The organism is Bradyrhizobium japonicum USDA 6 (genome assembly GCF_000284375.1).
Lineage (GTDB): Bacteria > Pseudomonadota > Alphaproteobacteria > Rhizobiales > Xanthobacteraceae > Bradyrhizobium > Bradyrhizobium japonicum.
Window position 1 is genome coordinate 399,353 of record NC_017249.1, and the last position, 12,789, is coordinate 412,141.

Annotated in this window: 10 protein-coding genes and 1 pseudogene; 5 read left to right on the forward strand and 6 right to left on the reverse strand. The window is 63.9% G+C overall.

Translation table 11 applies throughout. The annotated features are described in order from the left end of the window. Positions 1-76 precede the first annotated feature (76 nt). Complete coding sequence (locus tag BJ6T_RS01830) at positions 77-670, forward strand: GNAT family N-acetyltransferase (protein ID WP_014490582.1); 594 nt, start codon at positions 77-79, stop codon at positions 668-670. A 59-nt stretch (positions 671-729) separates the two neighbouring features. On the opposite strand, the gene BJ6T_RS01835 is transcribed toward BJ6T_RS01830, so the two are convergent. The 4 genes from BJ6T_RS01835 to BJ6T_RS01850 all read right to left on the reverse strand — a co-directional run bounded on the left by BJ6T_RS01835 (position 730) and on the right by BJ6T_RS01850 (position 6,811). Next, positions 730-1,842, reverse strand: a complete 1,113-nt coding sequence (locus BJ6T_RS01835) for an ABC transporter permease (protein WP_014490583.1) — start codon at positions 1,840-1,842, stop codon at positions 730-732. A gap of 2 nt (positions 1,843-1,844) precedes the next feature. Continuing rightward, the gene (gene rbbA, locus BJ6T_RS01840; protein ID WP_014490584.1) at positions 1,845-4,631 is read right to left on the reverse strand and encodes a ribosome-associated ATPase/putative transporter RbbA; all 2,787 of its coding nucleotides are present in this window, start codon (positions 4,629-4,631) and stop codon (positions 1,845-1,847) included. Further along, positions 4,628-5,698 (reverse strand): HlyD family secretion protein, encoded by a 1,071-nt coding sequence (locus BJ6T_RS01845; RefSeq protein ID WP_014490585.1) that lies wholly within the window; start codon positions 5,696-5,698, stop codon positions 4,628-4,630. Before BJ6T_RS01845 ends, rbbA begins: the two co-directional genes overlap by 4 nt. A 198-nt stretch (positions 5,699-5,896) precedes the next feature. Continuing rightward, positions 5,897-6,811: a DMT family transporter gene (locus BJ6T_RS01850; RefSeq protein WP_014490586.1), complete on the reverse strand. Its 915-nt coding sequence runs from the start codon at positions 6,809-6,811 to the stop codon at positions 5,897-5,899. Positions 6,812-6,929: 118 nt separating this feature from the next. On the opposite strand from BJ6T_RS01850, the gene BJ6T_RS01855 reads away from it, so the two are divergent. The 3 genes from BJ6T_RS01855 (at position 6,930) to BJ6T_RS01865 (ending at position 10,255) form a co-directional block, all read left to right on the forward strand. After that, complete coding sequence (locus tag BJ6T_RS01855) at positions 6,930-7,412, forward strand: MaoC family dehydratase (RefSeq protein ID WP_014490587.1); 483 nt, start codon at positions 6,930-6,932, stop codon at positions 7,410-7,412. Between the two features lie 85 nt (positions 7,413-7,497). After that, positions 7,498-8,538, forward strand: coding sequence for a GTPase ObgE (obgE, locus tag BJ6T_RS01860; protein WP_014490588.1), 1,041 nt, complete (start codon positions 7,498-7,500; stop codon positions 8,536-8,538). Positions 8,539-8,620: 82 nt separating this feature from the next. Then, positions 8,621-10,255 carry an alkaline phosphatase family protein gene (locus BJ6T_RS01865; protein ID WP_014490589.1) on the forward strand — a complete coding sequence of 545 codons (1,635 nt, stop codon included), beginning with the start codon at positions 8,621-8,623 and terminating at the stop codon, positions 10,253-10,255. Between the two features lie 163 nt (positions 10,256-10,418). Here BJ6T_RS01865 and BJ6T_RS48105 read toward each other — a convergent pair whose 3' ends face one another. Both BJ6T_RS48105 and BJ6T_RS49335 read right to left on the reverse strand, forming a co-directional pair. Continuing rightward, entirely contained in the window at positions 10,419-11,006 is a 588-nt protein-coding gene (locus BJ6T_RS48105; RefSeq protein ID WP_014490590.1) for a tripartite tricarboxylate transporter substrate-binding protein, read from the reverse strand. A 70-nt stretch (positions 11,007-11,076) separates the two neighbouring features. Then, positions 11,077-11,406 (reverse strand): annotated as a pseudogene (locus tag BJ6T_RS49335) (Bug family tripartite tricarboxylate transporter substrate binding protein); the annotation flags it as partial. 173 nt (positions 11,407-11,579) lie between these two features. Here BJ6T_RS49335 and proB point away from each other — a divergent pair. Then, positions 11,580-12,701, forward strand: a complete 1,122-nt coding sequence (gene proB, locus BJ6T_RS01875) for a glutamate 5-kinase (RefSeq protein ID WP_028169669.1) — start codon at positions 11,580-11,582, stop codon at positions 12,699-12,701. Positions 12,702-12,789: the final 88 nt, after the last annotated feature.

Here is a 12,789-nt window from a genome sequence, read left to right on the forward strand (position 1 = left end):
GGGGAGGCAGGGAAACCGGCCTCCCCTTTCGTTTGACTTGCTCACTTTTCACTTAGTGACTTTGACGGAGCCGGACATGTTGCAGGATTTCTCGAGCGTGACCTTGCGGGAGGCGAGACCTAGCGTCGTCGCCACCGAGCGGCTGACGTTGCGGCGCCCGACCCTCGCCGACGTCAGGACCATCGCCCACCTCGCCAACGACCGCCGTGTCGCGGAAAATACCCGCCGCCTTCCCCACCCCTATTCGCAGGACGACGCCGTCGAATTCGTCCGCGCCACCGCCGCGCTCGGCAGCGAGACCGTGTTCCTGATCGAGCACGACACCGGGCCGGTCGGCATGGTCGGCATCGACCGCTCCGCGCCCGACAATGCCGAGCTCGGCTACTGGCTCGGCGTCGAGCATTGGGGCCGGGGCTTTGCCACCGAGGCCGCGCGCGGCGCGATCGACTTCTTCTTCGAGGAGTTCGAGGACGATCATCTCTATGCGGGTGCGCGCGTCACCAATCCGGCCTCGCGCAACGTGCTGGAGAAGTGCGGCTTCCAGTGGAGCGGCGTCCAGCTGCATCGCTTCCTCGCGCTGGGCTCGTCCACGCCGGTCGATTGCTTCCGCCTGTCACGCGGCGTGTGGTCGTCGCTGAAGAGCTGGAGCAGTGCGAGACGGATGAGGTAGGCAGGAGTGTCTGCCACAGTCTCCAATGTCGTCCCGGCCCGCCTGTCGGGACGACACGGCTATCGGACAAATTTTCTGAACCGCCAAAGCGAGAAGCCGAACAGGATCATTCCTATCGCAATCAACGCCGCCAGCTGAGGCCAGATCACTCCGAGGCCTGCGCCGCGAAACAATATCGCCTGCGCAAGAATGACGAAGTGGGTATTCGGTGCGGCCAGCATGATGTTCTGGATGATTTCCGGCATGCTCTCGCGAGGGGTTGAGGCCCCCGACAGCATTTGAAGTGGCAACAATATAAGCATCATCAGCAGACCGAACTGGGGCATCGAGCCGCCGACCGTGGCGAGAAAAACACCAAGGCTCGTCATCGCAAACAGATAGAGCGCCGCTCCAAACAGAAACAGCGGAATCGAGCCCGCGATCCTGACCGCCAGCAGGCCCTGCACGACGAGGATGAGGGCAACAGCCGAGGCGACCAGAACGACCAGTCCCATCGACCAGATCTTGCTCGCCATGATCTCGACCGGCGTGACCGGCATGACCAGCAGATGCTCGATCGTGCCGTGTTCGCGTTCGCGGATGAGGGCCGCTCCGGTCAGGATGATCGACAGCATCGTGACGGAGGAGATGATGTTGTTGATGGAGCTGAACCAGCTCTTGTTGAGCTCCGGATTGAACCGCGCCCGCAGGGCAAGATCGATCGGCGCCGCTGCGCCCGAGCGGTAACGAGACAGAAATTCGCTCACCTCGCCGGTGGTGATGGATTGAACGTAGCCACTCCCGGTGAAGGCCTGGGACATGCGCGTCGCATCCACGTTGAGCTGGATTGTCGGCGACCTTCCAGCCAGCAGATCGCGCTGGAAGTTGGGCGGAATGTTCAGCGCGAAGATGTCGAGGCCGGCATCCAGCCGCGCCATCACATCTGCCTGGGAAACCATCTTGGGGATCGAGAAATAAGGCGGATTGAACGCCGTGATGATCCGCGTGGAGACCGGCGAGTTGTCCTCATCGACGATTGCAAGCGCGGCCCGATTCAGCGTCTCCGGTTGCGCCCGGGACGACGTATAGATCGAAACCGTGAAGGCATAGACGATCAGGATCAGCATCGCGGGATCGCGCGACAGGCCTCGCAATTCCTTCACGCCGAGTTGGACGATATTGGAGACACGCATGGCTAGTTTGCCTGTTTGCGCAACAAAAGTGTTCCAAGGCCCAGCAGTACGGGAACCGTCACGATCAAGGCGAGGAACGGCGCCGAAAGATCGTCGAACCCAAGTCCCTTCGAGAACGTCCCGCGCGTAATGGTGATGAAGTGGGCGGTCGGATAGATACGGCCGACAACGGCTCCCGCACCTTGCAACGACGATACGGAATCCACCAGCCCGGAATATTGCGTCGCAGGAATCATCGTGAGCAACGCGGTCGCGAAGATCGCGGCGATCTGGCTGTTCAGGAACGAAGAGATCAATAGCCCCATCGCCGTCGAGATGATCACGTAAAGGCAGGCGCCGACCGTAAAGGCGGGGAAACTCCCGGTGAATGGAACACGGAAGACGAACACGGCGAAGGCCGTCAGCAAGAAGAAATTCAGCATGGCGAGCGCAACGTACGGGATCTGCTTGCCGAGCAGGAATTCGAGCCGCGTGACCGGGGTAACATAGAAATTGATGATCGATCCGAGCTCCTTTTCGCGCACGACACTCAAGGCTGCCAGGATCGCCGGAATCATCAGAAGCAGGATCGGGATCACGGCCGGGGCCATCGCAACGATGCTCTTGACGTCGGGATTGTAGAGAAACCGGACCTCGATCTGAAACGCCCCGGTTGCCTCGCCGGCACCGGAGAGTTCGCGCGCCCGCTGGACCAGCCAGGTCGTGTGCATGGCCTGGACGTAGCCGCGGACGGTCTCGGCGCGAGAAGGATTGGACCCGTCGATCCATGCGCCAATCTGAACATTGGAACCGCGCGCGACATCGCGCCCGAAGCCCGGCGGAAGCTCGATCGCGAGGCTGAGCTCGCCGCTGCGCATGCGACGGTCGAGGTCATCATAGCTCGTGATGGGGGCGTGTTCGGTGAAGTAGCGCGAACCGGAAATCTGCAGCGCGTAGTCCCGGCTGATCGTGGTTTCGTCGTGATCGAGGACTGCAAAGGCCAGATTCTCGACGTCGGTATTGATGCCATAGCCCATCACGAACATCAGGATCAGGCTGCCGACGATGGCAAGCGTCGCGCGGATCGGATCGCGTTGGAGCTCCAGCGCCTCGCGCTGCGTATAGGCGAACATCCGCCGCGGGTCGAAGAACCCGAGCAGGCGGTGCGATGAATGACGCTCTTCGACCGTCGGCGGGGCCGCCGCGGAGACGGCTGCCTGCGCGGACGGCACGGTGGGGGTGGCCACCCGGTCGATCGCCTCCTGCAGATGGGCGACGAAGGCCTGCTCCAGGTTTCCATTACCCCGCTCCGCGGCGATCCGCGCAGGGGTATCGCTGATCAGAACCTTGCCGGCGTGCATCAGTGAGATTCGGTCGCAACGTTCGGCTTCATTCATGAAGTGGGTGGAGACAAAGATCGTGACGCCGTCCTTGCGCGAGAGATCCGAGAGGATTTGCCACAGCCGGTCACGCGCGATCGGATCGACGCCGGAGGTCGGCTCGTCAAGAATGAGGACGTCCGGCGCGTGGATCATCGCGACCGCCAGCGACAATCGCTGGCGCACGCCGAGTGGCAACGCGTCCGGCAAGGCGTCGATGAACGCGACGAGATCGAATCGGGTGACCATATCCCGCACGCGGCCTTCGATTGTGTCTGCAGGAAGCAGGAACAGCCGCGCATGCAGCTCGAGGTTCTGCCGCACCGTCAGCTCGGAATAGAGCGAAAAGGCCTGCGACATGTAACCGACGCGCGCCCGGACGGTCATGTCCCTCGGGTCGACCTCGTGGCCGAACAGCCTCGCCTCACCCGCGCTCGCCGGCAGCAGGCCAGTCAGCACCTTCATGGTCGTGGTCTTGCCGCAGCCGTTGGAGCCCAGAAAGCCGAAAATCTCGCCGCGCGGAATCCGAAAACTGACATCGTCGACGGCCGTGAAGTCGCCGAACTTGACCGTCAAATGATTGGCCTCGATCGCGATGTCTTCGTCCTGTCCCATCCCGCGAGGCGGTATCACCACCTCCTTGTGGCCGCGCCGCTGCTCTTCCGGAAGCAGCGCGATGAAGGCGGCGTCGAGATTATCGGTACCGGTCCTCCGCAACAGGTCTGAAGTCGTGCCGGAGGCCAGTAGGTGTCCATTGTCCATCGCCATCAGCCAGGCGAAACGCGCCGCTTCCTCCATGTAGGCGGTCGCGACGATGACGCTCATCTGGGGCCGGGCTTCCCGGATGTTCTCGATCAACTCCCAGAACTGCCGTCGCGAAAGTGGATCGACACCCGTCGTTGGTTCATCGAGGATCAGCAGATCGGGATCGTGGATCAGCGCACAGCAGAGGCCGAGCTTCTGCTTCATGCCACCTGAGAGCTTTCCCGCCGGCCGATCGACAAAGGGAGAGAGGCCAGTATCCCTCAGAAGCACTGCGATCCTCTGCTCGCGCTCATGTCGGTCATGGCCGAACAGGCGGCCGAAAAAGTCGACGTTCTCGAACACGGACAGCGTCGGATAGAGATTCTTGCCGAGACCCTGCGGCATGTAGGCGATCCGGGGGCAGGTCCGTCTGCGATGCGCCGCATCGGCCATGTCGCCGCCGAGCACATGAACCTGTCCGGTCTGAATCTCGCGCGCTCCGGCAACCAGCGAAAGCAGGCTCGATTTGCCGACCCCGTCAGGTCCAATCAACCCGATCACGCACGCCGACGGAATATCGAGCGTGATGCCGTCGAGTGCACGCGTCGAACCGTAGGACAGACTGACCGCGTCCAGATGGACCACAGGTTCTGATCGATCCTGCGCTCCCTGCGACAGCTCGTTCATTTGACCAGCTTGTCGGTCAGGCTCGCAGGCCATTGGGCGTTCTGATCGAGCCGCACATACGCCTGGCCCGGCAGGCCCGTCTTCACCTGGTCGATGTATCGGCGCAGCAGGTCGGGTGAAATATGCGCCCTGACGCGGAACATGAGCTTCTCCCGCTCCTCCTGTGTCTCGACCGTCTTGGGCGTGAACTGCGCGACATTGGCGACGAAGGTCGCCTTGGCCGGAATGACCCATTGGGGAGCGGCGTCGAGGATAAGACGGACCTCCGAGCCGATGGCAACGCGTCCCGCCTCCGCCGTCGGCAGGAAGAAGGTCATGAAGACGTCGGAGAGATCGACCATGTTCAGCACGCGCCCGCCAGCGGCCAGGACTTCGCCCGGCTGGGCGACGCGGAACTGCACGCGCCCTTCCCGCGGTGCGCGCAGCGTACTGTCATTGATATCGGCCTTGATGCTCTCGATGGCAGCCTTCGCCGCCTCGACGGAGGCCTCTGCATCGACTACCGCAGCCTTGGCGGCGTTGATCGCGGCGTCGGAGGCGGCAAGCTGGGCCTCCGACGCAGCTACGGCCGCGGTGGCGCCGTTGGCGGCCGCCCGATCGTCATCAAGCGTCTGCTGAGGCACGGCATTGGTCTTGATCAAGGTCTCCGAGCGCTGGAGTTTTCGTTCCGCGGCATCGAGTTCGGCGTTACGTTGCGCGATCACCGCGCTTGCGGACTTCTTCTCGGACTCGCGCTGGGTAACGAGGCTCTTTGCGGTATCGATGCTGATGGTGGCGCGGCGCAGTTGGGCTTCTGCTTGCCGAAGCTGGGCTTCGAGCTGCAGTGTGTCCATCTGCGCCAGAACCTGTCCGACCGAGACGAAATCGCCTTCCCTCACCAATATGTCTTTGACGCGCCCGGGTGTCTTGGTCGCGACGTCGATTTCGGTGCCCTCGATGCGGCCGTTGCCGCTGGCAAATCCCTCCGGGAGACTGCTTCTTCCAAGTTTCTGCCAGAAGAAATAGCCGCCCGCCGCGAGCGCGACAACAATGAGAGCCGCCACCCAGCGCTTTCGATTGGTCGCCATGCCAAACCGACCCTTGAGAGTTACAATCAGTCGTTGCTGGACGCTTGATATACAAGAGTAGCTCACTTGTGCGAAAAGTGAAACATCACATCTCTGCGTCCGGCCCGCTACTCCGGGTGGATAGTTCCTATGACCATGCGCGCTGGCTCGTTCGCTCAACCTTGATTCAATGAACGGCGGCGGACTATTTCGCCGCATTCACGCCGGCGGATTCACCTCGTTGCTCGGGTGGCCGAGATCGCGTTCGCGCAAGTAAATGTAGAACCCGGCGCCGATGATGATGGCGGCGCCGATGATGGTGGCAATCGACGGCACGTCGCCGAACACGACGAAGCCGAAGATCACGGCCCAGACGATCATCGAATATTGATAGGGCACGACGACGCTGGCCGGCGCGAGCTTGAGCGAGCGGTTGACGCAGAACAGCGCCGTCACCGAGACGCAACCCGCCAACGCGAAAATCCCGAGGCTGCCCGGCGTCGGCGGCACCCAGTGAAACGCAGACAGCACAGCGCCCAGCGAAAACGTGCCGACGAATTGCGACGACGCCATCACGATGTCGGGCGTCTTGCGCAGGCTGCGCGTGATCAGCATCAAAGTCGCAAACGACAGGCTGCCGCCGAGCGCGATCAGCGCCGGCAGGCTGACCGTCTGCGCCGACGGCCGCAACGCGATCAGCACGCCGCAGAAGCCGATCAGGATTGCGGTCCAGCGCCGCCAGCCGACCTTCTCGCCCAGGAAGATCGCCGACATCGCGGTGACGAAGATGGGGCCGGCGAGATAATAGGTGATGACGTCGGCGAGCGGCAGATAGACCGTCGCGAGGAAGAAGGCGGCCACTTCCAGCGTCGACAGCACGACGCGAAACAGCTGCAGGCCCGGCCGCTCCAGATGCAGGAACTGGTGACGCTGCCGCCAGACCAGCGGTGACAGCAGCAGCAGCGCCGCGCAGGCGCGCAGGAACAAGAGCTGCCCCACCGAATAGGTCCCGACCAGGAACTTGCCCATGGCGTCGCCGAAAGAGAACATGAAGATCGACAGCACCATCAGCCCAATGCCGGCAAGGCGTGCGGAGCGGTCGTCATAGGCGGAGAGATTCTTGAAGTAGGACATTGGCGCCGTTTTAATCACGTGGGCGCGCCGGACAAGCCCGCATCTGTCGATTGAACGGATTGTCGCACGCGTCTCGGCGCGATAGCGATAGCCGCCTCCCCAACGAAAGGGCACGGACATGACCGACTTCGACCCCACCCGGCATCGCATGATCCCCGCGCAACGCTGGTTTGAGGATTTCGTGGTCGGCGAGCGCTTCGTGCTGCCGAGCCGGACCCAGACCTCGGCGGTGTTCGCCGCCTTCCAGACCGCAAGCGGCGACACCCATCCCGTGCATTACGACGTGGAATATTGCCGCAGCCGCGGTATGCCGCATCTGCTCGCCCACGGCTTCCAGACCTTGATCCACACGGCGCCCGGCGCAGGGCTGTTTCCGTTCATGGTCGAGGACTCCCTGGTCGGCTTCCTCGAGCAATCGAGCCGGTTCCTGAAACCGGTGTTCGCCGACGACACCATCTATCCCGCGCTCGAGGTCACGGAGCTGGTGCCGGGTCGCACGACCGGCGCGGTGACACTCAAAAGCACCGTATTCAACCAGCGCAAGGAGCTGGTGCTGGAGGGGATGCAGAAATTCCTGATCCGGAGACGGCCTGCAGGTTAATCACGGGGCCAAATTCATGGAAATTCGGCCGATTCAGGGATAAGTCCGGGTTGCCGCGCGGGACCGCCTGCCCTACCTATGGCCCATGAAATTCCTCGACGAAGCAAAGGTCTATATCCGCTCCGGTGACGGCGGGAACGGCTGCGTGGCGTTCCGCCGCGAGAAGTTCATCGAATTCGGCGGTCCGTCGGGCGGCAATGGCGGCCGCGGCGGCAACGTGGTCATCGAGGTCGCCGACGGCCTCAACACGCTGATCGACTACCGCTACCAGCAGCATTTCAAGGCCCAGAAGGGCGAGAACGGTTCTGGCTCGGATCGCCATGGCGCCAACGGCAAGGCGATCGTGCTGAAGGTCCCCGTGGGCACGCAGATCTTCGACGAGGATCGCGAGACCCTGATCCACGACTTCACCAATGTCGGCGAAAAATTCGTGCTCGCCGAGGGCGGCAATGGCGGCTTCGGCAATGCGCATTTCAAATCGTCGACCAACCGCGCGCCTCGCAATGCCAATCCCGGCCAGCCCGGCGAAGAGCGCTGGATCTGGCTGCGGCTGAAACTGATCGCCGATGCCGGCCTGGTCGGCCTGCCCAATGCCGGCAAGTCGACCTTCCTCTCCAAGGTCAGCGCGGCCAAGCCGAAGATCGCCGACTATCCCTTCACCACCCTGCATCCGCAGCTCGGCGTCGTGAATAGCGACGGCCGCGAATTCGTGCTGGCGGACATTCCCGGTCTGATCGAAGGCGCGCATGAAGGCGCCGGCCTCGGCGACCGCTTCCTCGGCCATGTCGAGCGCTGCCGCGTGCTGCTGCATCTGGTCGATGCGACCTGCGAGCATGCCGGCAAGGCCTACAAGACGGTGCGCAACGAGCTCAACGCCTATGGCGGGCTGCTCACCGACAAGATCGAGATCGTCGCGCTGAACAAGATCGACGCGGTCGAGCCGGACGAGTTGAAGAAGCAGAAGGACCGGCTGAAGCGCGCCGCAAAGAAGACACCGCTGCTGCTCTCCGGCATCACCGGCGACGGCGTCAAGGAAGCGTTGCGCGCGCTTGTCGAAGTGATCGGCGAGGCCCCGGTATCGGCCAAGGCGAAGAGCGCGGCCGAAGCGGAGCCGTGGTCGGCGTAATCCGACCCGCTCAAGCGGCCCGCTTGTCATCGCGACCGCGATAGCGCAGCATTAAAAGATCGAGAAACGGCAGGGGCGAAGCATGGCGCGCGCGAAGAACGTTCTCTGGATCATGTGCGACCAGCTTCGCTACGACTATCTCGGCTGCACCGGCCATCCCACGCTGAAGACGCCCAACATCGACGCCATGGCCAAGCGTGGCGTGCTCTTCAGCAAGGCGTATGTGCAATCGCCGATCTGCGGCCCGTCGCGGATGTCGTTCTACACCGGACGCTACATGCGCTCGCACGGCTCGCACTGGAACGGCTGGCCGCTGCGCGTCGGCGAGCCCACGCTCGGCGACCACCTCAGGAAGATCGGCGTGCGCAACGTGCTGGTCGGCAAGACCCACATGGCGCCCGATCTCGAGGGCATGAAGGCGCTCGGCATCCCGCCCGAATCGATGATCGGCGTGCACGTCGCCGAATGCGGGTTCGAGCCTTATGAGCGTGACGACGGCCTGCATCCGACGGGACGGCCGCGCCCGAAATACGATGAGTACCTGCGCAGCCAGGGATTCGAGGCCACTAATCCCTGGGAGCATTGGGCGAATTCCGGCGCAGCGGACGACGGCTCCCTGCAGAACGGCTGGCTCCTGGTGCATGCCGACAAGGCTGCGCGCGTGCCGGACGAGCATTCCGAAACACCCTACATGACGCGGCGCGCGATGGACTTCATCAGCGAGGCTGAGACCGACGGCAGGCCGTGGTGCCTGCATCTGTCCTACATCAAGCCGCACTGGCCTTATATCGCGCCCGAGCCCTATGCGAGCATGTATTCGACCGATGACATGATCCCGGCGATCCGCTCCGAGCGCGAACGCCAGAATCCGCATCCGGTGTTCGGCGCCTACATGGACATGCGCTACTCCCGCAACATGGCGCGCGACGAGGCCCGCGAGAAGGTGATTCCGACCTATATGGGCCTGATCACCCAGATCGACGACCAGATGGGCGTGCTGATGAAGTTTTTGGAGGCGCGCGGCCTGCTGGACAGCACCATGATCGTGTTCACCTCCGATCACGGCGACTATCTCGGCGATCACTGGATGGGCGAGAAGGATCTGTTCCACAAACAGTCGGCGAAGATTCCGTTGATCATCATCGATCCGTCGAAGGAAGCCGACGCCACGCGTGGCACGCGCAACGACGCGCTGGTGGAAGGCATCGATCTCGCGCCGACCTTCGTCGATTATTTCGGCGGCAAGGTGCCGGGCCACATTCTCGAAGGACGCTCGCTGCTGCCGTTGCTGCGCGGCGAGAGGCCGTCCGACTGGCGCAAGGTCGCGTTCTCCGAATACGACTACGCCATGCAGGACGTGCGGCTGAAGCTGAACCAGCCGATCGAGCGCTGCCGCCTGTTCATGGTGTTCGACGGTCGCTGGAAATACATCCACGCCTCCGGCTTCCGCCCGATGCTGTATGATCTCGAAACCGATCCGGAAGAGTTTCTGGATCGCGGCGACGATCCTGATTGTGCCGGCATCATCGCCCGCCTTCAGGCCGAGCTGTTCGACTGGGCCCTGCATCCCAACGACCACATTACCACGCCCCGCGAGAAGATCGCGAACTATGCCGACAACCAGCTCCAGGTGAAGGGCGGCATTTTGATCGGCGTCTGGGATGAAACCGAGCTTGCGGCGATCAAGGACGGCATCGTGCAGCGCGCGAAGATGTGAGCCGCTCTTCGCCTCTCCCGTTTGCGGGGAGAGGCCGGAATTCGCGCTTTCAGCGCGCATTCCGGGTGAGGGGGCTCTCCGCGAATCCGACTGTCACCACCTTTGCGGAAGCAGCCCCTCACCCCAGCCCTCTCCCCGTAAGAACGGGGAGAGGGAGAAGGCCTCAATTCTCGATCTTGTACCCCGTCGCCTTCACGATCGGCTGCCAGAACGCCGTGTTCGCGGCGAGCTCCGTGGTCAGGCCATCGGCATTGCTGCCGACCGGGATCAGCCCGATCGCGGTAAGCTTTTCCTTCACCTCGGGCCTGGCGAGCGCGGCACTCGCCGCGGCGCCGAGCTTGCTGGCGAAGTCCGGCGAACTGCCGGCGGGAAGCCACATGCCGTACCAGGCGTCGGCCACGAGATCGATGCCGCTCTCCTTCAGCGTCGGGACCTCGGGCGCGAACGGCGAACGTTCCGCGCTCGCGACCGCGATGATCTTCACGCCCTTGGCGCGGTGCTGCGGCAGCGCATCGGCCAGTGTGGTGATTCCGAACGGCAGATGGCCGCCGACGAGGTCGTTGAGGATCGGCGCGCTGCCGCGATAGGGTACGCGGCTCAGGGGAATGCCGAGATCCTTCTCCAGTTTCGAGCCGGCGAAATGCGGAATGGTGCCGTTGCTCGGCACGCCGAACGACGTCTTGTCCGGGTGCGCCTTCAGCCACGCCACGAATGACTTGAAATCCGCAGCGTCGATCCCCGGACCGATCACGAGCCGCGAATTCGAACCGCGCCAGCAGCGACACCGGCATAAAATCCTTGGCCGTGTCGAAGCTCGGCGTCGTCTCCACCATCGGCAGCAGGTACATGGTCGGCCCGGTCGTCACCAGCACCATGCTGCCGTCGGCACTCGCGCCCTTCACCGCCTTGATGCCGATCAGGCCGTCGCCGCCGGTACGGTTCTCGACCACGATGGTCCGCTGCAGCGCCGGCGCCATCTCCTGCGCGATCAGCCGGCACAGCGTGTCGCCGCCCGCTCCCGCCGCGAACGGGAAGATCATTTTTGTCAGCCCGGCCTGCGCTTGCGATCCGCCCGCCTGCGCCAACAGCGGCAAGCCGAGACATCCGGCGATGAAGTTGCGGCGATCCATCGGTTTCCTCTTTGAGCCCATTATGGTTGGCGACAATTAGAGCCAAGCGAGCGTCCCGGACAAGCGCCGTTTACCGGCCTACCGCCTTGCGCCGGCCATCGTCCTGCTGCAAAAGCAGGCCTTAACCGGCGCCGCCTGTCGCTCCGCCGTTTTCGATGCAGAGCAATCCGTCACACGCGCCAACACATACACACATGGCCAGCCCCGAACTCAGTCAATTCCGCCGCATCGTCGTCAAGGTCGGCTCCGCCCTGCTGGTCGATTCCGACAAGGGCGAGGTGCGCGCCTCCTGGCTCGCCGCGCTCGCCGACGACATGGCCAAGCTGCATCGCGAGGGACGCGATGTGCTCGTCGTCTCCTCCGGGTCGATCGCGCTCGGCCGCAGCCGCCTCAAGCTGCCGCGCGGCCCGCTGAAGCTGGAGGAGAGCCAGGCCGCCGCCGCCGTCGGCCAGATCGCGCTGGCGCGGATCTGGTCGGAGGTGCTCGGCGCCCACGGCATCGGCGCGGGGCAGATCCTGGTCACGCTCCAGGACACCGAGGAGCGCCGCCGCTATCTCAACGCGCGCTCCACCATCGGCAAGCTGCTGGAATGGCGCGCGATCCCCGTCATCAACGAGAACGACACGGTCGCCACCAACGAGATCCGCTACGGCGACAATGACCGCCTCGCCGCGCGCGTCGCCACCATGGCGAGCGCCGATTTGCTGGTGCTGCTGTCCGATATCGACGGGCTCTACGACGCCCCGCCGAAGAACAACCCGAACGCAAAACTCATTCCCGTGGTCGACAGCATCTCCTCGGAAATCGAGGCCGTGGCAGGCGACGCCGAGTCCGAGCTGTCGCGCGGCGGTATGCGCACCAAGGTCGAGGCCGCCAAGATCGCGACCACAGGCGGCACACATATGCTGATCGCCTCCGGCAAGATCGAGCATCCCCTGCAGGCTATCGCCGACGGCGGCCGCTGCACCTGGTTCCTGACGCCGGCCAACCCCATCACCTCGCGCAAGCGGTGGATCGCAGGCACGCTCGAGCCGAAAGGCACGCTGACCATCGATGCCGGCGCCGTGACGGCGCTGCGTGCCGGGGCCAGCCTGCTGCCGGCCGGCGTGATCAAGGTGGAAGGCCAGTTCGCCCGCGGCGATGCCGTGGTCGTGCGCGGTCCTGATACCAGCGAGGTCGGCCGCGGCCTGATCGCCTACGATGCCGAGGTCGCCGAGCGGATCAAGGGCCGCTCGTCCCCGGACGTGATGGCGATCCTCGGCATCAGCGGGCGGTCCGAGATGATCCACCGCGACGATCTGGTGGTGGGCGGGTAAGAGCCGCGCCGACCCTTTTCACTGAATTTGCTGGGCCAATGACCTAGGCGGCGCCTCGCCGGAGAGACCAGCCATACCCTTCCCGCCC

Bases quoted from the DNA above. Each gene is read 5' to 3' on its own strand.
- proB (WP_028169669.1), top strand. From the start codon at position 11,580: ATGGCCAGCCCCGAACTCAGTCAATTCCGCCGCATCGTCGTCAAGGTC.
- obgE (WP_014490588.1), top strand. From the start codon at position 7,498: ATGAAATTCCTCGACGAAGCAAAGGTCTATATCCGCTCCGGTGACGGC.
- BJ6T_RS01850 (WP_014490586.1), bottom strand. From the start codon at position 6,811: ATGTCCTACTTCAAGAATCTCTCCGCCTATGACGACCGCTCCGCACGC.
- rbbA (WP_014490584.1), bottom strand. From the start codon at position 4,631: ATGAACGAGCTGTCGCAGGGAGCGCAGGATCGATCAGAACCTGTGGTC.
- BJ6T_RS01845 (WP_014490585.1), bottom strand. From the start codon at position 5,698: ATGGCGACCAATCGAAAGCGCTGGGTGGCGGCTCTCATTGTTGTCGCG.
- BJ6T_RS01830 (WP_014490582.1), top strand. From the start codon at position 77: ATGTTGCAGGATTTCTCGAGCGTGACCTTGCGGGAGGCGAGACCTAGC.
- BJ6T_RS01865 (WP_014490589.1), top strand. From the start codon at position 8,621: ATGGCGCGCGCGAAGAACGTTCTCTGGATCATGTGCGACCAGCTTCGC.
- BJ6T_RS01855 (WP_014490587.1), top strand. From the start codon at position 6,930: ATGACCGACTTCGACCCCACCCGGCATCGCATGATCCCCGCGCAACGC.
- BJ6T_RS01835 (WP_014490583.1), bottom strand. From the start codon at position 1,842: ATGCGTGTCTCCAATATCGTCCAACTCGGCGTGAAGGAATTGCGAGGC.